The 21,035-nt window shown below is 53.5% G+C and carries 22 protein-coding genes; 11 read left to right on the plus strand and 11 right to left on the minus strand.

The genetic code is table 11. The features are described 5' to 3' along the window. Positions 1-26: 26 nt before the first annotated feature. The 3 genes from DZC51_RS05125 to DZC51_RS05135 all read right to left on the minus strand — a co-directional run bounded on the left by DZC51_RS05125 (position 27) and on the right by DZC51_RS05135 (position 2,912). Positions 27-710: a phosphoribosylaminoimidazolesuccinocarboxamide synthase gene (locus DZC51_RS05125; RefSeq protein ID WP_157294302.1), complete on the minus strand. Its 684-nt coding sequence runs from the start codon at positions 708-710 to the stop codon at positions 27-29. Between the two features lie 86 nt (positions 711-796). Further along, a complete protein-coding gene (locus DZC51_RS05130; protein WP_157294303.1) occupies positions 797-1,837 on the minus strand; it encodes a GGDEF domain-containing protein in 1,041 nt (346 codons plus the stop codon). 25 nt (positions 1,838-1,862) lie between these two features. Beyond that, a complete protein-coding gene (locus tag DZC51_RS05135; RefSeq protein ID WP_157294304.1) occupies positions 1,863-2,912 on the minus strand; it encodes a GGDEF domain-containing protein in 1,050 nt (349 codons plus the stop codon). 157 nt (positions 2,913-3,069) lie between these two features. On the opposite strand from DZC51_RS05135, the gene DZC51_RS05140 reads away from it, so the two are divergent. From DZC51_RS05140 to DZC51_RS05150, 3 genes are all read left to right on the plus strand, one after another. After that, positions 3,070-3,291: a heavy-metal-associated domain-containing protein gene (locus DZC51_RS05140; protein ID WP_092055475.1), complete on the plus strand. Its 222-nt coding sequence runs from the start codon at positions 3,070-3,072 to the stop codon at positions 3,289-3,291. A gap of 33 nt (positions 3,292-3,324) precedes the next feature. Then, positions 3,325-5,229, plus strand: a complete 1,905-nt coding sequence (locus DZC51_RS05145; protein ID WP_157294305.1) for a heavy metal translocating P-type ATPase — start codon at positions 3,325-3,327, stop codon at positions 5,227-5,229. A 135-nt stretch (positions 5,230-5,364) separates the two neighbouring features. Beyond that, complete coding sequence (locus tag DZC51_RS05150; RefSeq protein ID WP_232524060.1) at positions 5,365-6,081, plus strand: Crp/Fnr family transcriptional regulator; 717 nt, start codon at positions 5,365-5,367, stop codon at positions 6,079-6,081. Between the two features lie 55 nt (positions 6,082-6,136). Here DZC51_RS05150 and DZC51_RS05155 read toward each other — a convergent pair whose 3' ends face one another. Continuing rightward, on the minus strand, positions 6,137-6,583 hold the full coding sequence (locus tag DZC51_RS05155; protein ID WP_157294306.1) for a GNAT family N-acetyltransferase: 447 nt from the start codon (positions 6,581-6,583) through the stop codon (positions 6,137-6,139). Positions 6,584-6,991: 408 nt separating this feature from the next. Further along, entirely contained in the window at positions 6,992-9,550 is a 2,559-nt protein-coding gene (locus DZC51_RS05160; RefSeq protein ID WP_157294307.1) for a DEAD/DEAH box helicase family protein, read from the minus strand. Positions 9,551-9,754: 204 nt separating this feature from the next. Between DZC51_RS05160 and DZC51_RS05165 the strand changes: the two genes are divergently transcribed. After that, entirely contained in the window at positions 9,755-9,970 is a 216-nt protein-coding gene (locus DZC51_RS05165) for a hypothetical protein (protein ID WP_157294308.1), read from the plus strand. Between the two features lie 95 nt (positions 9,971-10,065). Next, complete coding sequence (locus DZC51_RS05170) at positions 10,066-10,437, plus strand: VOC family protein (protein WP_157294309.1); 372 nt, start codon at positions 10,066-10,068, stop codon at positions 10,435-10,437. Positions 10,438-10,506: 69 nt separating this feature from the next. On the opposite strand, the gene DZC51_RS05175 is transcribed toward DZC51_RS05170, so the two are convergent. From DZC51_RS05175 to DZC51_RS16200, 3 genes are read right to left on the minus strand one after another with little or no spacing between them, the layout of a single operon-like run. Then, complete coding sequence (locus tag DZC51_RS05175) at positions 10,507-10,977, minus strand: DUF600 domain-containing protein (protein WP_232524061.1); 471 nt, start codon at positions 10,975-10,977, stop codon at positions 10,507-10,509. A gap of 15 nt (positions 10,978-10,992) precedes the next feature. Beyond that, positions 10,993-11,433, minus strand: a complete 441-nt coding sequence (locus tag DZC51_RS05180; RefSeq protein WP_157294310.1) for an SMI1/KNR4 family protein — start codon at positions 11,431-11,433, stop codon at positions 10,993-10,995. Between the two features lie 10 nt (positions 11,434-11,443). Further along, positions 11,444-12,970 carry a T7SS effector LXG polymorphic toxin gene (locus DZC51_RS16200; protein WP_198304065.1) on the minus strand — a complete coding sequence of 509 codons (1,527 nt, stop codon included), beginning with the start codon at positions 12,968-12,970 and terminating at the stop codon, positions 11,444-11,446. Positions 12,971-13,510: 540 nt separating this feature from the next. On the opposite strand from DZC51_RS16200, the gene DZC51_RS05195 reads away from it, so the two are divergent. Together DZC51_RS05195 and DZC51_RS05200 are read left to right on the plus strand one after the other, a co-directional pair. Beyond that, positions 13,511-14,392 carry a DMT family transporter gene (locus DZC51_RS05195; protein ID WP_157294311.1) on the plus strand — a complete coding sequence of 294 codons (882 nt, stop codon included), beginning with the start codon at positions 13,511-13,513 and terminating at the stop codon, positions 14,390-14,392. A gap of 18 nt (positions 14,393-14,410) precedes the next feature. Further along, positions 14,411-15,076: a CPBP family intramembrane glutamic endopeptidase gene (locus tag DZC51_RS05200; RefSeq protein ID WP_157294312.1), complete on the plus strand. Its 666-nt coding sequence runs from the start codon at positions 14,411-14,413 to the stop codon at positions 15,074-15,076. Between the two features lie 33 nt (positions 15,077-15,109). Here the strand turns inward: DZC51_RS05200 and DZC51_RS05205 are convergent, their stop codons facing one another. After that, on the minus strand, positions 15,110-15,715 hold the full coding sequence (locus DZC51_RS05205; protein ID WP_232524062.1) for a Type 1 glutamine amidotransferase-like domain-containing protein: 606 nt from the start codon (positions 15,713-15,715) through the stop codon (positions 15,110-15,112). Positions 15,716-15,861: 146 nt separating this feature from the next. Beyond that, positions 15,862-16,536, minus strand: coding sequence for a hypothetical protein (locus DZC51_RS05210; protein ID WP_157294313.1), 675 nt, complete (start codon positions 16,534-16,536; stop codon positions 15,862-15,864). Positions 16,537-16,980: 444 nt separating this feature from the next. Between DZC51_RS05210 and DZC51_RS05215 the strand changes: the two genes are divergently transcribed. From DZC51_RS05215 to DZC51_RS05230, 4 genes are read left to right on the plus strand one after another with little or no spacing between them, the layout of a single operon-like run. Beyond that, a complete protein-coding gene (locus DZC51_RS05215) occupies positions 16,981-17,298 on the plus strand; it encodes a YbjQ family protein (RefSeq protein WP_157294314.1) in 318 nt (105 codons plus the stop codon). Beyond that, a complete protein-coding gene (locus DZC51_RS05220; RefSeq protein WP_157294315.1) occupies positions 17,259-18,212 on the plus strand; it encodes a hypothetical protein in 954 nt (317 codons plus the stop codon). Before DZC51_RS05215 ends, DZC51_RS05220 begins: the two co-directional genes overlap by 40 nt. 30 nt (positions 18,213-18,242) lie before the next feature. Further along, the gene (locus DZC51_RS05225) at positions 18,243-18,635 is read left to right on the plus strand and encodes a YkvA family protein (RefSeq protein WP_157294316.1); all 393 of its coding nucleotides are present in this window, start codon (positions 18,243-18,245) and stop codon (positions 18,633-18,635) included. An 11-nt stretch (positions 18,636-18,646) separates the two neighbouring features. Beyond that, on the plus strand, positions 18,647-19,282 hold the full coding sequence (locus tag DZC51_RS05230) for an O-methyltransferase (RefSeq protein ID WP_157294317.1): 636 nt from the start codon (positions 18,647-18,649) through the stop codon (positions 19,280-19,282). Between the two features lie 48 nt (positions 19,283-19,330). Here the strand turns inward: DZC51_RS05230 and DZC51_RS05235 are convergent, their stop codons facing one another. Next, the gene (locus tag DZC51_RS05235; RefSeq protein ID WP_157294318.1) at positions 19,331-20,968 is read right to left on the minus strand and encodes a choice-of-anchor I family protein; all 1,638 of its coding nucleotides are present in this window, start codon (positions 20,966-20,968) and stop codon (positions 19,331-19,333) included. Between the last annotated feature and the right edge of the window lie 67 nt (positions 20,969-21,035).

The following is a 21,035-nucleotide window of genomic DNA, read 5'->3' on the forward strand; positions in this document are numbered from 1 at the left end:
CGGGCAGGTGCTTTTTTCGTATCCGCTCACCCGAACAGCAGCTGTTCGAGTTGGAGCGGTTCGATGTATTCTCCGTTTTTGTAGACGCGCATATTGCCCCCGGAGATCTCATCGATCAGGAGGACTTCGCCGGTTTCTGCGTCGCGTCCGAATTCAAGCTTGATGTCATACAGTTCCATGCCGCGGGCGGCGAGTTCGTCCTTCACGACACCGGAAATCTGTTTGGTCAGTTCTTTAAGCGTGTCATACTCATCCGCATCCAGGATGCCAAGCTCGACAAGGGCATCTTTGCTGATTGGCGGGTCCTGGCGCTCATCGTCCTTGATCGTCACCTCGACGAATGCGTCAAGCGGCTGTCCTTCTTCCGCATAGGCACCGTAGCGGCGCAGGAAGCTTCCGACTGCCCGGTAGCGGCAGATCACTTCAAGCCCTTTGCCGAACACGTCCGCTTTCCGGACGTTCATTGTCTGGTCATCAACATCCGCGCCGAGAAAGTGTGTCGGAATACCGGCCTCGGCCAGCTTTCCGAAAAAGTATTCGGTCATTCGGAGGCCGGCGCGGCCGGCACCCTCGATTGTCAGGCCAACCGTGTTGGCACCCGGGTCGAACACTCCGTCTTCACCGGTCACATCATCTTTGAACTTCAGCTGGATCGTCCCGTCCTCCAGCTCATAGACATCCTTTGTCTTGCCTTCGTAAATCCGCTTCACGCAGTCCACCTCTTTCGGCTGATCTGACATAATTATAACCGAAAGACGAACATTATGAAATGATTGTATAGATATTTTACGCCTTTTCACTCTTCTGCCGTTTCACCGGTCACCCGATTCCGGCCGGTTCGCTTGGAATGGTACATCCGCTCATCAGCCCTGTTCAGCAAGCGCTCCGGCGTGTCCCCGGGCAGCTCGCCCGCGACGCCGAAGCTCGCGGTCACTTTATCCGCCTTCCCGAAGTGATGGGAACCGATGGCTTCACGAAGACGCTCCGCAAGCGCCATCGTGTCCGGGAGCTCTGCATCTGTGATAATGATGAATTCCTCACCGCCCCACCGGCCGAACAGATCCCCCGGCCCAAGTTGCGATCGCACAAGGTCCGCCATCTGCCTCAGCACATCATCCCCCGTTTTATGACCATACTCATCGTTCACACTCTTGAAATGGTCCATGTCGAAGAGGATGATCGAGAACTCGGTGCCTTCCTGGTCCGCCCGTTCCGCCTTTTCCGCTAGCCACTCATCGATCCGGTGGCGGTTCGCCGCCCCGGTAAGGGCATCGATATAGGCAAATCGGGCAATCGCCCGCTGCTCCGCACGTCTCCGATAAAGGATGTGGAGGAAAAACGACAGCAGCGTGTAGACAAACAGGCTTATGTAAAGCGTGATCAGCGAATTAATCTGACTGTCCGTCAGTCTGCCCCATACAGGGATGGCCGGCGCGATCATGAAGAGAAGCAGTGTGAAGCAGGCAATGACCGCCTGCTTCCGCTCAAGGATAAGAAAGCCAAGGACGACGACAAGCGGCATATAAAGAATGAAATCTCCAAGCCGCGGCTCGCCCTGTGCCAGCATATCGATAAACAGCGAGCTTAGGATCGCCGCAAGCAGGTAGATGAGGGAGATGATCAGGATGAGGATTTCCGGAACGGCAAGCGGAAACCGTGTCCAAAGAAGCCCCCAGCAGATCATGATTCCGACAAGCAGGATGAAGTTGATGATCTGAACCGGACGGATCTCATCGGTGATCAGAAGATTCAGCGCAAGAGACGCGGCGACGACCGGCAGGACGAACAGGTACACACGCCTCTTCTGCTCTTCGAACCGCTTTTGCTCACTTCCCATTTCCCTCCCCCTTCCAAAGCCCTGTTCACCCATCTCCGCTCACCATTGTGCGCCCGGTCACACGGTTCCTGCCGGCTTGCTTGGCATGATACATGCGCTCATCGGCCCGCGATACGACCGATTCCGCAGTGTCGCCGGGACGGTTGACCGACAGGCCGAAACTGGCGGTCACACGGCCTGCGATTCCGAAGTCATGATCCTCCAACGCCTTCCGCAGCCGCTCCGCAAGCCGGAAAGATTCCTCCTCCCCCGTGTCGGTCAGGACGACAAACTCTTCACCGCCCCACCTTCCAAACAAGTCACCATGATCAAGCTCCTCCCCGACCACTTTTGACAGCTGCCGCAGCACATCATCACCTGTTTTGTGCCCGTAGATATCATTGATGTCCTTGAAGTTGTCCAGGTCGAAAAAGATGAGCGAGAACAGCTTTCCGGTCTCCTCCCCGAGCTCGACCTTCTTCCTCAGCCAGGTGTCGATCCGGTGCCGGTTCGCAATGCCCGTCAGTGCGTCAACGTAGGCGAAACGCAGCATTGCGTTTTGTTCGGCACGCGTTCTGTAAAGCTGGTGGAGGAAATAAGCAAGGCTTGTGTAGACCACGATCCCCGAATAAAACAGGATCAGTGACTCGTTCTGCTCCGGATTCAGGCGCGGGAATGCCGGCACTGCCGGAAGCACCAGGACGGTGAAGAGGGCAAGGTTTGCGATCAGTGCGGGCCACCTGTCAAAGAGGAGAAACATCAGCAGGGAGATCATCGGCATCCAGACGATGAAGTCCCCAAGAGACGTCTCGCCGTGACCCAGCATCTGCGTGTAGACTCCCTGGACAACCATCGTGAGCAGATAGATTCCCGCAAGGGTGAGCAGGAACCATTCAATGACACGGAGCGGGAGTTTCGTTGACAAGAAAAGCCAGGCGAACAGCATTCCGACCAGCAGGATGAGGTTGATCGTCAGGAGCAGTCCCTTGTGAGCCGACATAAACAGGCTCAGTCCCAGCGAAACCGTCAGCACCGGCAGGACGATTTTATAGACACGCCGCTTCATATTCATGAACCGTTGCTGTTCGGTATCCATCCGCACCCCTCCCTCCAACCAGTTACTTTCCGTATTCCCCTCCGGATTGCAAAAAACGCTTTTCACAGGAAATATCTTCAGGAACTTGACGGTGGTCAAGGAAGCGGCCACCGATTCATCCGATAATGAAGACAACAAGAACAAGGGAGGAATCGAAATGAAACAAGTTGTCCTTCAGATGGAAGCCCTCACTTGCCCGAGCTGCATCAAGAAAATTGAAGGTGCCCTCGGCAAGATGGACGGCGTTGAGCAGGCGAAGGTGTTGTTCAACTCCGGCAAGGTGAAAGCCAGGTTCGACGACGGTAAAGTCAGCGCAGAAGAGATCGAAGGTACAGTGAAGAAACTCGGTTATCCGGTTCTTTCGAAGAAAGTTTCATAGCTGCCCGCCAAATCAGGAAAGGTGTGAATCAAAATGACAGGCAAACAAAAAGCCTGGATCACGGCCGTCACGGGCGGCCTTCTGGTCCTGGCCATCCTCTTTCACCTGACCGGCTTACAGGAACTCAAGTCGTTTACGCTCATTTTCTCCACCGTCATCGCGGGAATACCGATCGCCCTGAAGGCCCTCCAGGCACTCCGCATGAAAGCCTTCAGCATCGAACTGCTCGTCACGATCGCCGTTGTCGGCGCCCTGTTCATCGGCGAGTATGTCGAGTCGGCTGCCGTCACGTTCCTCTTCCTGTTCGGCGCTTATCTGGAAGCCCGGACACTTGAGAAAACACGGAAATCGCTGAAAGACCTGATCGATATGGCGCCGCAGGAAGCGACCGTCATGCGGGACGGCCTCGAAAGGGTCATCCCTGCCGATGAGGTCGAAGCGGGAGACCGGGTCCTCATCCGCACGGGAGGCAAAGTGCCCGTCGACGGGCGGGTTGCCGGCGGACGTGCGCATCTGAACGAAGCCGCCATCACAGGCGAGTCTGTGCCCGCGGCAAAATCGGACGGCGACACAGTCTTCAGCGGAACGATTGTCGACAGCGGCTACCTGGAAGTCATCGCGGAAAAGACCGGTGATGACACCACGTTCGCGAGGATTATCGAACTCGTCGAAGAAGCACAGGACTCGAAGACAAAGACCCAGCAGTTCCTTGAGAAGTTTGCGAACATCTACACACCGGGCATCATCATCCTGTCGATCATCGTTTACCTGTTCACCCGCAACATTGAACTGACGCTCACGTTCCTCGTCATCGCCTGCCCGGGCGCGCTCGTCATCTCGGCACCTGTATCGATTGTCGCCGGCATCGGCAACGGCGCGAAGAACGGCGTCCTGTTCAAGGGCGGTGAATCAGTGGAAGCCCTCGCGAAGACCGATACGGTCGTGTTCGACAAGACCGGCACGCTGACGAAAGGCCGGCCGGAAGTGACGGGGATCGATGCATTCGGCGGAGACGCCAGCCGGTTGCTCCGGATCGTTGCTGCGGCGGAAACCGCCTCGGAGCACCACCTCGGACGCACGATCGTGGAAGAAGCAGGCAGGCGCGGCTTTATCGGACTGGAACAGCCGGAAGACGTTGAAATCATCAAGGGGCATGGGCTCACCGCGATGGTCGGCGGACGTCATGTCATCGCCGGTACCCGGGAGCTGATGGCCGATAATGGCATCACTATTCCGGCGAGAGCGGACGCTGCCGCAACCGAACGCGAAAAGGCCGGCAACACGGCCATCTTCGCCGCGGTCGACGGACAGCTTCGCGGACTGATCTCCATCGCCGACCAGATCCGGCCCGAAGCGCATGACGCCATCCGCCGGCTCCGCGCAGGCGGCGTCAAGCAGATCATCATGCTCACCGGGGACAACCGCCATGCCGCTGCACTCGTCGGCAAACAGCTCGGCCTGGATGAAGTTCACGCCGAACTTCTTCCGGAAGACAAAGTAGCATTCGTGAAAAAGCTGAAAGACGCAGGGCGCCGGGTCGCGATGGCCGGCGACGGGGTCAATGACGCACCGGCGATCGCCACCGCCGACATCGGCATCGCGATGGGCGCCGGCGGCACGGACATCTCCATGGAAACCGCGGACGTCGTGCTCATGGCCGACCGGCTCGACCAGTTCGCCCACGCCCGCTCGCTCGCCAAGGCCACCGTCCGCAACATGAAGCAGAACACCTGGTTTGCCGTCGGCACCGTCTTCCTGCTGCTCGCCGGCGTCCTGCTCGGCAAGATCTTCCTCGCATCCGGCATGCTGATTCATGAACTCAGCGTCCTGATCGTCATCCTCAACGCCATCCGGCTGGTCCGGTATAATGGCAGTAAGAAGGAACGGATGCCTGGCGGCGTGGAACCGTTCGGGCCGCAGCCGGCTATGGTGGAGTGAAATAGACGGGGCGTTGGCGAATGACGAGATTGGGGAGTCGAATGACGAGATCAAGCGGCCGAATGACGAGACCGAACGGCCGAATGACGAGATTGACGGCTCGAATGACGAAATTAGGGAAAGGGGCGGAGCGGGATGGAACAGGAACCGATGCAGCAGTGCGCCTCCTGTGCACACGCTGAATCAGACCATGCGCATGACATGTGCATCTCGATCGTGCCGATCTTTAATCACCTTGACGAAGCGGAGCTCCGGGAAATCGTCCGGACGGTCGTACCCAGGCAGGTAAAGCGCGGAGAGACGATCTACTCGGCAGGCGATACATCCGACCGGCTGTATATCGTCCATAAAGGACGGGTGAAAATCTACCGCCTGTCCGACAACGGCAAGGAGCAGCTTGTCCGGATCCTCGGGCCCGGTGACTTTACCGGAGAGCTCGCCGTCTTTAATGAGACGGTCCATGACGCCTATGCGGAGGCACTTGAGAAAACCGAACTCTGCACACTCGGACGGAAAGACCTGCAGTCTTTCCTCTTGAAATACCCGACCATCTCGCTCCGCATCATGGATGAGTTCGCCCGCCGGCTCGGCCACTCCGAAAAGCAGGCGGCGAGCTTCGCGACGGAACCCGCCGACACCCGGATCGCCATGTACCTTGCCGAACTATCGGATCGGCTGAACTCCCCGACCATCAGGCTGCCGATGACGAGGAAGGACCTGGCATCGCATCTCGGCACGACGCCCGAGACGATCAGCCGCAAGTTCGCGGAGTTCGAGGATGCGGGGTGGATCCGGCAGAATGGGCAGAAAGAGATAGAGATTCTTGACTTGGATGCGCTGCTGTTGGCATGAAAAAGATGCCGGGCCAATTGGCCTCGGCGTCTTTTCGTAAACCGATTTGATGAACCTATTTCCCCTTCCATTCTTCGCCCAATATTCCATAGACAACATGGTCTACGTAATGGTCGTATAGCCACTCTGCTTGTCTAATACATCCTTCATTTACATAGTTCAATCTCTCAGGAATCGCCCTGCTTTTCTTATTGCCGACAGCTGCTCTTATTTCAACCTTATTAAGACCTAATTCATCAAAAGCATAATGGGTCAATGTTTTAGCCACTGCGGTCATTATTCCATGTCCTTGAAATCCTTCTCCAAGCCAATACTGGATATATGCAGTTTTATTTGCCCAATTGATGTCATTGTAGCCGGCAACTCCAACAATTTTCCCCTCAAACAAAATGACAGAAGTCAAGCTCTTGTTTTCAGCAAACCCCTTTAAGCATCCTTTTATTAATTCTGTGGTATCTTCGATCTTTGTAGTAGAATCCAACCAAGGAAGCAATTTTCTCAAATGCTCTCTTTACCTATCTGTTAATTCGAATATGCTTTCGCTATCTCTTAGATTTCTCCCTCATATATGTGATGGGTGATGGCGCTATTAACTCTCTTTTGTATTTTTTAGGTCGTGTCATATTTGTATTCGGCGAATGCAGTCGGTTTCCTTCTAGGTCATAGATGATTGCTTCATTCCCTAAGATGGACAACTGCATCAGATGGTGTTGCTGGTGACTTGAACAAAGACGCCTGGCCAATTGGCCTCGGCGTCTTTGTTGTGGAGAACTCTTGGCGACTTCACGAAACAGCCTGTGGATAAGCGGGTTATCCCCGGATCCACGTGCAAAAGTCGGATTTTTCTGTGGAGGAGGGGGAAAACCCGGTGATTCGGGCCGTGCAGACATCCGGACACCCGTGGATAACTTTAACGCCATCCGCTGATGCGCTCGGGTTCCGGGACGAATTCCGAGGACAGCGCACGCATCCTTGCCTCAAGCAGCCGGCGGCGGCCTTCAGGTGTCCTCGTATAGATCAGATCGGCCCGGCCGACACGCTTTTTCCATTCTTCCAGGAAGATTTCCACGGTCTCCTTTTTACGCCCCAGTTCCTCCGGCACGGCATGGATGTCGGTCCGCTTTCCGAATCCGCGCGAGCGCCGCACAATCAGGTATCGCGGGTTCTCAATCGGTCCGAGCAGTTCGGCGAGTGCGTTCATGAACCGGGTCTTTTCATGGGTCGTGCCTACCGTGAGCCAGCATGTGTAATAGCCCTGCCCGTCATCAGTGACCCGGATGGCATCCTCTTCTATCGGCTCGGCCAACATCCCGCTCCGGTGCATCGCGGCATACAGCGCTTCCGCGATCTCCTTCAGGCTCGATTCGACAGAGGGATGCCGCATGTACAGTCGGCCAGCACGCCAGAAGGAAGGCGCGGCGACCGCAAGCCCGGCAAGCCCGCCCCAAAGAGTGGATTCACCGAACGGCGTGTCGGTCAGCTGGCGAATCCAGCCGCCCGCGTCCCACGCCGCACCGGCCGCAGTGAATCCGGCCACATATAAAAGCCCCTTCAGCGTATTGTCGAGATAAAATGGCCTCGGGACGGAGCGGCGCGGCAGGACCGCCTCCTCCACCATCCGGTTGCCGGAATCGACAGCTCGCATCCACCGCTCCCGGAGCGATTCCCGCGAGCAGGCCCGTCGCTCCATTTCCGCGTTCAGCCGGTCGATCTCCTCCATTGAAAAAGGAGGCTCCCCGACCGCGAGCCGTCCGATGCCCGTCTCGATTATATCCCGCTCCGCCCCCGGCCCCGCAAGCGAACGGAACCGGCGGACGAGCGACCGCCAGTCATCGCCGCCGTCTTCCGCGTCGCGGTCGACAGTGACCAAATGCCAGATCGACGCCGTCTTGTCCCGGTCAGCCGGGTTGCGGCGGATCGCCCGGCCGCGCATCTGATTGGACAGCATGTACGAACCGACATAGGACGCCATGATGAGCGAGTTCACACATGGCGCGTCCCAGCCCTCGCCGAGGAGAGCCGCCGTCCCGGTGAGCACATCGATTTCGCCTTTTTCAAGAAGCTCTGTGACAGCCGCGACCATTCCCTGCCGGTTCGCATCGTTCACGGGGATCCGCACGAACGACGGATCATGCGGGAGCGGCACCGCCCCCTCCAGCCTCGACGCTGCCGTTGCCGGCACGACCGCAATCGAGCCTGTAAGAATGGCCGGCTTCACCTGGTCACTCAACGTCCGCCGCAGCATCTCGAACACCGGAACCGCGCCGATCCGGGTCAGCGGCTTTTCATCTCCGGGCGCAGACGGCATGTCATCCGCCCGTATGTAATCGGTCAGGATGACCATACGCAACCGATCACCTAATATCTCTCTTTCAAGACGAACGGTCTCCGCAACTGCCTTAAGTTTCGATTGGCTCTGGACAAGCGCGCGGCTGATCGCCGGCGTGGACGTCAGGTAAACGGCGCGCCGGTGGATGACCCCGATCCGGGACAGCTTTTTACGCAGACGTTTGACCGTTTCCTCCTCTTCGTCCCCCAGCCGGAACAAAAGACCCGTGAGCAGCTCTTCCATCCAGCTCCGGTCAAGTGCCGGCATCGTCTCCTCCGGCATGCCGATCAGAGGCAGCGCTTCCCGGTACGCCTCCGAACCGCTTTCCTTCAATACCATCAGCATCGCCGAAAACACCGCCGGCATCCCGAGGATCTCCTCGACATGGGCCCCCGTCTTAGCGATCCACCGGTGCTGCTCGAGATAGCGGATGAATTCCCCGTCTTCCCGCAGCTCATCCAGGAATTCATCCGTCCGTTCCCGGAACGCCAAAATATCAGAGAGCTCTCCGGCCGATGGAACCGTGAAGCGGATATAATCCTGATGCGGACACAGGTCGCCCGCCTTCACGAGCGAGGCAACCGGGATTTCGAGATCGATCGGTCCGCACAGCGAAACGTACCGCTGCCATCCGGCCGGCGACTCGTCATAAGGAGGCGTCGCGGTCAGGGCGACAACCACCGGGTTTCCGATCCCCTCTTTAATATCCATCATCGTTTTCCACCAGGAAGTCCGAAGGTGATGCGCCTCGTCCAACACAATCGTGCCTAAACCTTCGGCGAGCAGCGGCCCTTCCCCGCCAGATTTGAACAGCGCGTGAAGCGACTGGTACGTTGTCACCGTCACAAATGCCGGCGACGAAAGATCAGACGACAGCCAGTCCGGCCGAACGCCCTCCAGGAACAGTCCGGTGAGCCGGTCCGTCCACTGCTCCCTGAGCGCAATCGTCGGAGCGACAATCAGCGTCCGCCTGCCGATCCGCCGCATCACCTCCAGCCCCAGCACCGTCTTCCCCGAACCCGGCGGCGCGACCAGATGGAGATGCCCATTTTCCAGGTGCTGATCAAGCTCCGACAACACCTCTTCCTGATAAGACCGCCAAGGATGGCAGAACCTCATCGCCACCGGAAACTTCTCCATCTGATTACCTCCTCCCGCCTTCCGCCAGGCATTATTCTTATTCTTCTCCTTATCCTATCAAACCCGCAGGGAGGTGTCCCTGCGGGTTTAAAATTCAATTTTCTTCAGTATAATAAAATGAAATAGATAAAATTGGGATTTTAATTGCTTTAGTCAGAGCGGATTCAAAAGTTAATCTTCTAGATAAAGGGGGGCATTGTTAACATGGAACATAACAAAAAGACGGGTTGGACCTATAATTGGATATATACTTTAGTTGCTTTAGGTGCATTGGGAGTGGTTGCAATCTTGAACTTTTTAGTTGGCCCATCAATGTTTCTCCCTCAAACCGCATCATTTGTACTAGCACTTGCAATTACTTTCCCTATCAATGTGGCTATTAATTTATATAGATATATAAGAAACAAAAAGGCTTCTTAAAGCCGATTACAGGAAATTTATCGTTCCGTTAAAGGAACAAAGTATATAGAAATGGAACTAATTTAATATGCCGATTGAAAAAAGGAGCGAAGGCTATGCGCCAATCATTTATTGAACAAGTACATTACATTAGAATTCCTGTAAAAGATTTAAAACTGTCCGCACGATGGTATAGGGATGTATTAGGGCTCCAGTTACTAGACACTACGGATGAACGTGCAATCATTAAAGTAAATGAAGGACATTTCTTGCTGATCTTAGTTCCTACCGAAGATGAAACATATGCACACTTTACAATTGACCATGAACCAGAATTCAGCATCGGCTTTACAAGTCCGGAATTATCCAACTTTCATCAACACTTAATTGATCATCAAGTTAAGGTCGAAGATATTAAAGAGGATAACGGCCATGCCTTCTTCCACTTTTATGACCCCAATGGAAATAAACTTCAAGTACACTGGTAATGGGTCCAAGGCGGCCTGAGCAATAGGCGATAAACCCGCAGGAAGGAGTCCCTGCGGGTTTCTTTTCACTTAGTTATCTTGGCTTTTCACTTCTTCAAACCATGCATCAAAAATATGGTCCGGAAGCAACTCTTCACTATTTGAATACACCAGATCATAGCGATATTTCCCGCTAAGTTTGTTTTGTTTCGCATTATAATGCAGCTTGATTTCTGTTGGCATTTCCCGATTATATTCTTCGCATTTTTTTCGTATCTCTTTTAAGTTCTTAATGCCGATTTTCAGTATTGCCAACTGCCTGTTATCAGAAACATCATACTCATGTGTTTGTAAATTACCTGTTTGTTGAACAGTCTGATTTAATTGATGTTTGTGGACAACCTGCCCATTAACCTTATAGAAAACATCAAAAGCATACATGTTAGGTTCAAACGAGCCATAGATATATATTTCATCTGCTTGATGATCTGCATATTCCATACAAACTGCAACCATATCGGTCTGTGCTTCAGAAAAGTAATCCTCAAATGTCTTGCCCACTAATATCTCCCCGTTTTATATGAGTTGTTTTATGAAAGAACTGAAACTATCTGCAATCCAATAGGTGTTCTCTTCATCTGTAGACTCATCAAATTGATAAGAGTCATCCCAGTAATAAACGCCCTCAAATTCGCCCTCGCAAATCAGAACAATGAACCCCTGCATCAAGTCGTCACCGATGATCATCGCATGTTCCAGTAAATCATCCTCAAATTTGTTCATCCAGGTTTCAATGTCGGATGTTCTACTACCAGTTTGCAACCCATACAACACGTCAACATGAATATAGGCAGAGATGTCCTTTATAAAAACTTTGTTCTCATCATTTTTTTCTATAACGCCACCATTGAATTCCTTCAAAAATTCCACATAATCATATGGCAGTTTTACTTCATACTGTTTTTCAATTTTAGTGATTTCCTGCAGCGTTGCACTACCGAACTTTTGAATAGTCATATTAATCTCCTTAATTTCGTTTTTTGAGAGCCATGCCGCCTCTATGGGTATATTCTTTGTGAATTTCCTTATTAATCTCTTGCATGGTTTTGCCATCTTGATGATGGTGCCAAGTATTATTTTTCGCATCTCTAGGGCCATTTGGTGCCAACTCATCAGCTCTTTTGAAATCGGTATTATAGTTTTCAAATCTTCCTATATTAACCTCTTGTTTTACAAATCCAGCCTCTTTAAAGTCGGGAAATCCATTAGGATATCTGACAAAGTGGCCATCAGGATGCTGATAAATCCATGTTCCATTTTTATCAATATACACACGCCCACCTTTCTCTATCCACTTCCTTGGATTAGGTGAATTCTTGGGTTTAGTTAATAATTCCTCTTTGGATACAGCATCTGGTTGATCATATTTTTTCTCAATCCCTTTTATTTTTCCGGTCATAGCAGTACTATTTATACCTTTACCAGCTCGTCCCATTCCATCTGCCGCATTGCTAATCCCCAAAATTTCCCCACCCAATTTAATACCTTTAATCAGCTTTCCTACAGGCAAAAGAGAAGCGCCTGCAAGAACTTTTTCTCCACTTGATGTTTCGGGATCTGTAAGAGTCTCTAAATCTTCAAGAAACAAAAAGTCCATAATGCCTTTCCCAACGCTCATCGCGCCTTCCCCGGCTTCTTCTAAGAATTGCCCGACGCTATTTTCTCTAATTCCCTCTTCATCTTTATGTGGTATAGCTTCTGAAAGATTGTATGTATTTGTCTCACCTGCTATGGCCAAAGGTACAGGATAGGAGTTTGCTCCGGATACCGTGTTGGGACGATTCAATCCTGCCATATTAGAAAGTCCTCCAACAGATGCGTCATGCGCAGTGAAGGAAAGTCGCAGCGGATGCCGGGCCGTGACTGCTTTCCATGAATCTGTAGGAAAATCGACGCCTGTCAATCCCTCTGCCATCATACTCTCTACATCAATGATCCACTGCTCCATCTTCTTCAAATCTATGGCAACAGGAGATAAAGCCGCAGTCTGGCTTTGGTCGAATTCCATCAGTCCTTCAATAGTAGAGTCGCGCTGTCTCTCCGAGGATCTGACACCTTCCTGCACTTCACTGTCATCGAGATGAGGAAGTGATACAATATCTGCAACACTCTCCATGATGCTGTTCGTCTCATCTGTCAGCGTTCCTGTAATCCCACGAATCTCCTCTAACCCCGCCTGGACTTCCCCTTCGAGAAATTCCTGCCTGATGTTTCCCATCCGGTCCGGCTCGAATGAATCCAGTGCTTCTCCGATACGCCGGAGAGTATCAGCGAAACGGCTTTTAAAACTTATAAAGGAATCCAACAGCGGCAAATGACATTCCTGGTAAAACGAGCGAATGGCGTTGCCGCCTTCTCCCTTTAAAGCATCCTCCAACATGACAAGTTCTTCCACCGCCTGTTTAATTGTCTGTACCTCTTCTTCCAGGCGGTTCAACTTCTCTATATTCCGATGTAGCCCCTCATGAAATTGCTGTACATCCAATACCTTCACTGATTCACACTCCCGGAAACGGAAATCTCTATTGTCATTAATTCTCTCAGAAATTCCCTGTTTCTCTAATCGGACAAAAGTCTGTATTCAATCTTGAGTAAATAGGAAAGCTGTTACACCTTACTGGCACTAACTACCCACGAGTCTTGGAAATGATGCCCTAGAAAATTAAAACTAGGAGAACCTTTGATTTCCAACTCCTGTGGAGAACTTCTTCCTACTCCTATAAAACGCTTGTGGATATCCGGGTTATCCCCGGATTTCTCGCCGAAATCAGATTTTGGCTGTGGAGGTTGGGGATATGTTCGGGGATAAGGGAGGGGCAGGTATCCTGGCACACGTGGATAACTGAAGAAAACTTGCAGTTTCGCAAGCAAACTTTATGGATTCGTACTCGAAACCCTCAGCCGGCCCCCTTTTTCCTAATCAAACTTCACGGATTCATACGCAAACCCACCGTCGCTCCCCTCTAAAATCCCTTCTCCCCTTCCTTCACTCTCGTGATATATTAAAAGAATGAAATCACGGGGAGGGTCGGCCATGAAACGGTATATCGGGGACATCCTGCTTCTCATCACCGCCATCGTCTGGGGAAGCGGGTTTGTCATGACGGCGATTGCGCTCGAGCATCTGACAGCTTATGAGGTGATGGCCGGGCGGTTCCTCCTGGGAACGCTGATCATCACGGTCCTCTTCTACAAGAAGCTCCGGCTGATCTCAAAGTCCGTACTCTGGAAAGGTGCGGTGCTCGGCACGATCCTCTTTGTGGCGTTCGCGCTGCAGACGGTCGGACTTGAATATACGACGCCTTCCAAGAACGCATTCCTGACGGCGGTCAATGTCGTCATCGTGCCGGTGATCGCCTATCTCGTGTACCGGCGGCGGATAGATCGTCATGAGCTGATGGCATCCGTCATTGCGCTCATCGGGATTGCGCTCCTGTCGCTGCAGGGCTCATTCACCATCGATATCGGCGACCTGCTCACCCTGCTGTGCGCGGTCGGTTTCGCATTTGATATTTTCTATACGAATCTGTTTGTTAAAAAAGAGGACGCCCTGGCACTGACCATCGTCCAGTTCGCGACAGCGGCTCTCCTCAGCACGGTGGCTGTCCTTCTCCAGGGAGGCTTCCCGGCAAGTCCGTCCAATGAAGCAATCTGGTCGGTCGTCTATCTGGCCGTCTTCTCGACGACGATCGCCTACGTCTGCCAGAACCTCGCATTCCGCTACACGACGCCGACAAAGGCGGCCGTCATCCTGTCACTGGAGTCATTCTTCGGCTCTGTGCTTGCCGTCCTGTTCATTAATGACGTCATGACCGGCCGGATGGTGTTCGGAGCGGCACTGATCCTGGTCGCCGTGCTTGTGGCGGAAATCAAGCCGGCCTTCCGGCTGAAAAGCAGCGTTCGGACAGATCACTGATGGGAGGCAACCGCGACCATGGACAGCATCCGCTATGGAGAAAAAACCGACAGCTTCTACAGGACCCTTGGCATCTATTTCATTCTTTTCCTGGCCGCCTGGTCGTTCCGGGAAATCGTCCTTCCTCCGTATTTGAGCGAACTTCCGGAAACAGCAACAGCATTGGCAAAAGCGGCCCTCAAGATCATGGTCTGGATCGTTCCGGTCTGGCTGTTCATCAAATTCCGCCTGAAAATCAATCCGGCAGACTTTCTGAAGCTGAACACAAACCTTCGCAGCGGCCTGCTCTGGGGCTTCGGCCTGTCCGCCCTGCTGGGACTCTGGTTCTCCATCCAGGCGTATGTATTGAACGGCGGAGGTTTCCATTTCAACGTTTCTATCGATCAATTTCTCAACGTCTTTCTCCTTGTCGGCCTCACCGAGGAAATCGTCTTCCGCGGCCTGTTTCTTCAGGCATTGGCGAAACGGCTCCCCTTCTGGAAAGCGAATGTGGCCACGGCGCTCCTGTTCCTGGTCATCCACTATCCGATCTGGCTGTACCAGTGCATCTTCTTTAATTCGGGCAGCCATGCGTACGTCCTGTTCGTCGGTCTGGTATTCGGGTGGATTTTCAGGAAAACCGGTTCGCTCTGGTCCGTCATCATCCTTCACTCGTTCCACAACTTCTTTTTGATCATCATGTAAAAAGCTCAGGGATGCGTCTCCGTCCCTGAGCTTTTATGTTTCCACGACCAGATAGCCGTTGTCGTTCAATCTCGTGACGCTGCATGATTCAATCGTTTCAAACTCACGGATCCGCTCCTCGATCGTCCTCCCCGTTGCGTCCCCGAATAGGTCCTCCCGGTCATAGTGAGGGAAAACCCGCTTGTCCGTCAGGCCCAGTGCCGAAAAGTCTTCGATACTCCGCGCATTCAGCTGCGGCGTGAAGTGATGGACGATCCTGATGTCCGGGCCGAGAAGGACCGCCCCTGCACTGACGCCCACGATGACCGCATCCTTCTGCGCAAGTTCCGCCAGAACCCGGTCCGCCCCGCTTTTCCTCACCTGCTCCAGCAGATGAAACGGATTGCCGCCATTGATATAGATGACGTCTTTCTGTAAAAGATCGTTCGGTGATTCCGATTCGACATCCACCCAGTCCACCTTCCGGAAGCCCATTTTCTCAAAATCACTTGCCGCTTTTTTCGCAAAGCGGTTCTGTTCTTTCTGGGGCGAGGCCGTCGTGATGATGGCGGCTTCCAGGGAGTGGGGGTCCGCATCAAGCAAATCCAAAAACCGCCTCTTGATCTCATCTGTATAGAAGCCATTTGACGTCAGCAGCAACTTCAGCGGACTCCCCCTATCCTGTTTGTTTATTTGATAAAGCGCCAGAGAACGGACTCATCCGTCTCCTGGCGCTCATTCATTACGTTCATGCAACAACCTTGGCAGCCCATCTACCCTTGATTCAGTATACCGGAATCAGCCCTTCACGATGCCGCCCGCCTGAACGGGACACGCGGCAGGCGTGCCCGGATCCCCCGGCGCGGGCTGATGGTGACGATATTCCCCGGTGCCACGAAATTGCGGATTGGTCCCTCATACACCGGCTCCAGCTGGCTCGACTGGGTGAAATGACGGGCCTGCGCCCGCCACGCCGGCTCGTCTGTAATTTTAACGCCCGCCGACGCCAGCATGGCCACGACGAACTGCGAGCAGAAGTACGCCCGCTTGCGGCAGATTTCCCGGTTCAGGATCACGCCGATCAGGCCGATGAAGTTATACGTGTAGCGGTCGCGTTCCCGTTCGATCTCCAGAATGCGCTCCCGGATCCGCATGAGCTCGTCCTGCGTCACGCGGAACCGGAACACCGCGCATTGCGCGTCTTTCAAAAGCCCTTCTCCCGCCCGCTCCTTTACAAACCCGCCGGAAAACGGATTGCGCTGCCGAACCCGGCCGAAGCTGTACATTTCCTCGAGCCGCTCATCGAACGCGATGGAGACGTGGTTCAGCGGGCAGCCCGTGTAGCGGCGGATGATCTTTGACAGCACCGTCCCCGTATCGGTCAGTACGATATAGATCTCCTTCACGATGGTGTTCCCCCTGTTATCCGGCCCCGGCCCGCTTTGGAATGCCGGCCCGGCCTTGTCATTCGTTATCTTCATTGTGGACCGGACCCTCCTTTTCCAAAACGGCCTCCGGCGGGAATCCGACTCAGCCTCCAGACCGATTCCGCTCCGGGACCGCCGATCCCGTTACTACACTATACGTCCGAGCGGTGCCCAACGTTTCAGGCTTAAGCCCCGGTTCAGGAAATTATTTGCAAGCGGAGCGGGGGCGGCGTGAGTGTTACGCAAACGGGCGCATTCTCTGAATGTCTCGATACTGCGCCTGAATGTCGCAATACCTCCTATGAATGTCTCGATACCCTAACTGAATGTCTCGATTCTCCACCTGAGTGTCCCGATTCCACGCCCGCTGCTTTCTCCTTTCACCATACGCTCAAAATATGAATCTTCCCTTCATAAAATCATGAAGATTCTATTAAGATGAAACGTTCCGGTCCGCCGAAGCGTACAACAGGTATCATGAAAATGGAGGGATTCATCATGCTGGTGACGACAACGAATTCTCTGGAAGGCAAGAAAATCGAGACGTATCACGGTATTGTGGTCGGAGAGGCGATCATGGGGGCGAATATTGTCCGGGATATTTTCGCATCGGTGACGGATGTGATCGGCGGCCGCAGCTCGGCGTATGAGAACAAGCTGGCGGAAGGCCGCGAGATTGCCCTGCAGGAGATGCAGGACCGGGCGAAACGCCTCGGCGCGAATGCCGTGATCGGCGTCGACCTCGACTTTGAAACACTTCGTGAAGGCATGATGATGTGTATCGCGACGGGCACAGCCGTCACGTACAGGGACTGATGGCGGACAAAACCATCCCGCTCCAGCCGGTCTACTCTATCACAGAGGAGGTGACCGGTTTTATTCCTGTCAGCGTTGCCATCGGTGCTCAAGGCGAGTTCTGTGTGCTGCTGACTGAGCATGTCCCTGACTATATTGACGGCATGTTCCCGCCGACGGTCACGGAAGAATCGCGGACCTATCGGGGAATCGTCATCCGGGACGGGAGTAAGCAGATTCACGATTTTCCCGGCGAGAAATGGAATTACCATTTTTTTGAGCCGATCGATGACGGGGAGAATCTGCTTCTCTGTTCTGCGCGCTCCCATAATTACGGGAATGGTAAGATCGAGAGGAATGCCCGAGTCTGTTCAACGGAAGGAAAAACCCTCCGCACATTTTGTCTCGGAGACGGCATCGAGCATCTGTCAGTCACGCCCGACAATCACATCTGGTGCGGCTACTTCGATGAGGGAGTATCCGGAAACTTTGGATGGGACGATCCGCTGGGCAAATCCGGCCTTGTAAAATGGAAAGCGGATGGCCGGATCGCTTGGGAATATAAAGAAACCGGCAACCGGGTCATCGATGATTGCTATGCAATGACGGTCACCGGGAATGAAGCAGTCTTTCATTACTATACGGACTTTGACGTTGGGTTCACACAGGACGTAGAGACCGCTTTCTACGCAACCGATATAGACGGTGCCTATGCCATGGCCGTATCGAAAGATGGCAGCCATATATTATTCAGTGAAGACAAGCACTTCTTCTTCACTGAGAGAAAAGGCAGCCGCTATGTCCGTCGTGGCCGTCTGGAGTTCCGGAAACCAAACGGAAAGAAACTCTCGCCGCGGATGATCTCCACCCGTGGCCCCAGGCTGCTTATGATGGACGGCCCGGATCTTTATCTGTATGACATTAGCGCAACGTGAACCCATCAAGCCCAGAAATCAGGAGATCATATGTTCAATAACATCAAGGCTTGGGCAAGGAATTTAAAACGGCAGATTTTTGTGCTGTACTTTGCCTATAAAGACAAACGAGTCCCAATACACGCAAAGATTTTCACTGCCTGTGTGGTGGCGTACGCATTCAGCCCGATCGATTTAATACCGGATTTCATTCCGATCATCGGCTATCTGGACGATATCATCCTCGTTCCTCTTGGCGTGATGTTCGCGCTGAAGATGATTCCGAAAGAGGTCATCACTGATTGCGAAGTGAAAGCGGAAGAACTGATGAAAGCCGGAAAACCGAAGAACTGGCTGGCCGGACTCGTCATTTTATTGGTCTGGATCGTGATTGCCGCATGGGCGGCCAAAGTGGTTTATCAACTTTTCAGCCAGTCAAACTGAAGGAGAGAGCCATGAAAAAGACGAATGAGTATATCGAATCTGTTTTTACCTCTTCCGATCCGCTGCTTGATGAAGTCCTCACCTCTATCAGGGATAACGGCATGCAGCAGATCTCCGTCCCGCCCGCCTCGGGGAAACTTCTGACGATGCTCGCTTCGATCTCGGGTGCGAAACGCATCCTTGAAATCGGCGCACTCGGCGGCTATAGCGGCATCTGCCTGGCCAGGGGTATGGCCGGCGGCGGCACGCTCACCTCACTCGAACTGGTCGACGACTATGCCAACCTTGCCAAAAGCAACCTCACCAAAGCCGGTTTCGGCGACCGGGTCACCTACATGATAGGCCCTGCTCTCGACAGCCTCGAAAAGCTGGCCGATCGCGGCGAGACATTCGACTTTTTCTTTGTCGACGCCGACAAGGAAAACTACGAGAACTATCTCGAAGCCTGCATCCGGATCGCCGAAAAGGGCGCATTGATCGTCTGCGACAACGTCCTGGCTCGCGGCACCGTGTCGGACGAATCCAAAGCACCTACGCAAAACACCGGGATCATGAAAGCTTTCAACGAAACGGTTTCGAACCATCCAAAGCTAGAGTCACTGCTGATTCCGGTCGGGGATGGGCTGACGGTTTCCCAGGTGAAATAACCTTAAAACAAGACTCCCCTCCGTTCCGGGAGAGGAGTCTTTCTGCATTTAATTCTTCTTTCCTTTGGGCGAGTCGAACTCGTACACCGCGACAGTTCCCGACACTTCATGGGTCGCTGCAAGCAGCGGCTTTCCGGTCGGGCTGGCATCTCCCGGGATGAATTGAAGACCTTCCGGAGAAACGTCTCCCTCCACGTCTTCACTGAAGTCACGGCTCGTGATGAACGTGACGAACTTCGGCTTTTCCGGGCGGCTCAGGTCATACGCCATAATGCCGCTCGTGCGCTCGAGGGCGATGAAGGCATAAGTCGTGCCGTTGATGTCGCCGGTCACCACGGTTTCCGGTTCCGGCCCTTTTGAAGAGCTGCGGCCGTCATACGTGATTTCGTCATTAGTCGTATTGAAGTATTCCGGAAGAGCCTTGGCGGTGATTTTCTCAAATTCATTGCCGCTGTCATAGACGAGTTCCATCGTCTCGGCGTCAAAGATGGAGAAGCTGCGTCCGCCGTATGTATAGAGCGCCTCATAGTCACCGTCTTCATTTAATCCGTTCTCAAGGGTGATCTTCGTGTCCGCCAGTGCATCCAGCAGCCCCTTGTCCGTCAGGCGGTCCAGCTTTTTCTGGTTATAGCCTTCGTAGTGCTCGGCGTTGAGTTTGATTTTGTCAGCTATTTCGCCGATCTCGGCTTCTTCAGAATACGCATCATAGTCTCTCGCGTCGCCTTCATTCGGCGTCACGATGTAGGTCTTGCCCCCGGTAGAGAATGTATCGATGGCATCGGGCATATAGAGGGCGAGGAGCGGCAGCCGCTCCAGCTTCGTCTCGCCGTTTTCTTTTCCGTCAAGCTCGTTGCCAGGGAGCGAGTGGTCCTTCACGCCAAGCCCTTTGACATCGATGATCCTGTCAGATTCCAGGTCGACTGTTGCGATGGCGTTGTTTTCCTGGAGTGTCACGAACGCCTTCTTGCTGTCTTCCGACACCGTAATGTATTCCGGCTCCAGCTGCTGAAGGACGGTCCCCTTCGAACCGACCCGGACGTTTTCATCCAGCGGCACGCCTTCGAACGTCAGTGTCTTTGCGGAGAGCGTGTCCAAGTCAACGACCGAGATGCTGCCTTCCGGGTCAACCGAATAGTCATCAGCCGGCTCACCTTCGTTGGCGGCCAGCAGTTTCTTGCCATCCGGCGTGAACGTCACCATGTCCGGCAGCGCACCAACCTCGATTTTTCCGACGAACTTTCCGTCCTTCGTCAGCAGAACGACGTAGCCAGGATCGGTCTTCGGATCGCTGACAACCGACAGCGCGACCAGGTCACGCTCAGGATGGGCCGCCACGCTCGTGATGTCGTCCACATCCCGGATATCGAACTCGGCAAGATGGATACGGTCCAGCCGCTTCATCATGCTGAATTCACCGGAATCCAGCCTTTCGAATGACAGCACATCGATCGCCGACTCCGCTCCGTTTGTCACAAACGCGCGCTTTAGCTTCTCATCATAGGCAAGGATCTCCGTCCCGCCTTCCCCCGAGCCGCTGTCATACTGTCCGATCTGAGACACGTTCATATGACCGCCCTGGTACTGGAAAAATGCCGGCTCCTCCCCGAGCACCTTATAGCTTTGTCCGCCTGCAATCAGCAGCCCGGCAGCTGCCACACCCGTCCATACAATATTCCTGAACTTCACTCCGGTTCCCTCCACTCAAATACATTCAACTGAGAGCTTAACAATCGAATGTTGAGAGATTGTTGAG

Source organism: Bhargavaea sp. CC-171006 (genome assembly GCF_009761675.1).
Taxonomy (GTDB): domain Bacteria; phylum Bacillota; class Bacilli; order Bacillales_A; family Planococcaceae; genus Bhargavaea; species Bhargavaea changchunensis.

What these genes read in the sequence shown, in the direction of transcription:
- DZC51_RS05130 (WP_157294303.1), bottom strand. Translation starts at nt 1,837, where the DNA reads ATGGGAAGTGAGCAAAAGCGGTTCGAAGAGCAGAAGAGGCGTGTGTAC.
- DZC51_RS05135 (WP_157294304.1), bottom strand. Translation starts at nt 2,912, where the DNA reads ATGGATACCGAACAGCAACGGTTCATGAATATGAAGCGGCGTGTCTAT.
- DZC51_RS05140 (WP_092055475.1), top strand. Translation starts at nt 3,070, where the DNA reads ATGAAACAAGTTGTCCTTCAGATGGAAGCCCTCACTTGCCCGAGCTGC.
- DZC51_RS05145 (WP_157294305.1), top strand. Translation starts at nt 3,325, where the DNA reads ATGACAGGCAAACAAAAAGCCTGGATCACGGCCGTCACGGGCGGCCTT.
- DZC51_RS05150 (WP_232524060.1), top strand. Translation starts at nt 5,365, where the DNA reads ATGGAACAGGAACCGATGCAGCAGTGCGCCTCCTGTGCACACGCTGAA.
- DZC51_RS05160 (WP_157294307.1), bottom strand. Translation starts at nt 9,550, where the DNA reads ATGGAGAAGTTTCCGGTGGCGATGAGGTTCTGCCATCCTTGGCGGTCT.
- DZC51_RS05165 (WP_157294308.1), top strand. Translation starts at nt 9,755, where the DNA reads ATGGAACATAACAAAAAGACGGGTTGGACCTATAATTGGATATATACT.
- DZC51_RS05170 (WP_157294309.1), top strand. Translation starts at nt 10,066, where the DNA reads ATGCGCCAATCATTTATTGAACAAGTACATTACATTAGAATTCCTGTA.
- DZC51_RS05180 (WP_157294310.1), bottom strand. Translation starts at nt 11,433, where the DNA reads ATGACTATTCAAAAGTTCGGTAGTGCAACGCTGCAGGAAATCACTAAA.
- DZC51_RS05195 (WP_157294311.1), top strand. Translation starts at nt 13,511, where the DNA reads ATGAAACGGTATATCGGGGACATCCTGCTTCTCATCACCGCCATCGTC.
- DZC51_RS05200 (WP_157294312.1), top strand. Translation starts at nt 14,411, where the DNA reads ATGGACAGCATCCGCTATGGAGAAAAAACCGACAGCTTCTACAGGACC.
- DZC51_RS05210 (WP_157294313.1), bottom strand. Translation starts at nt 16,536, where the DNA reads ATGAAGATAACGAATGACAAGGCCGGGCCGGCATTCCAAAGCGGGCCG.
- DZC51_RS05215 (WP_157294314.1), top strand. Translation starts at nt 16,981, where the DNA reads ATGCTGGTGACGACAACGAATTCTCTGGAAGGCAAGAAAATCGAGACG.
- DZC51_RS05225 (WP_157294316.1), top strand. Translation starts at nt 18,243, where the DNA reads ATGTTCAATAACATCAAGGCTTGGGCAAGGAATTTAAAACGGCAGATT.
- DZC51_RS05230 (WP_157294317.1), top strand. Translation starts at nt 18,647, where the DNA reads ATGAAAAAGACGAATGAGTATATCGAATCTGTTTTTACCTCTTCCGAT.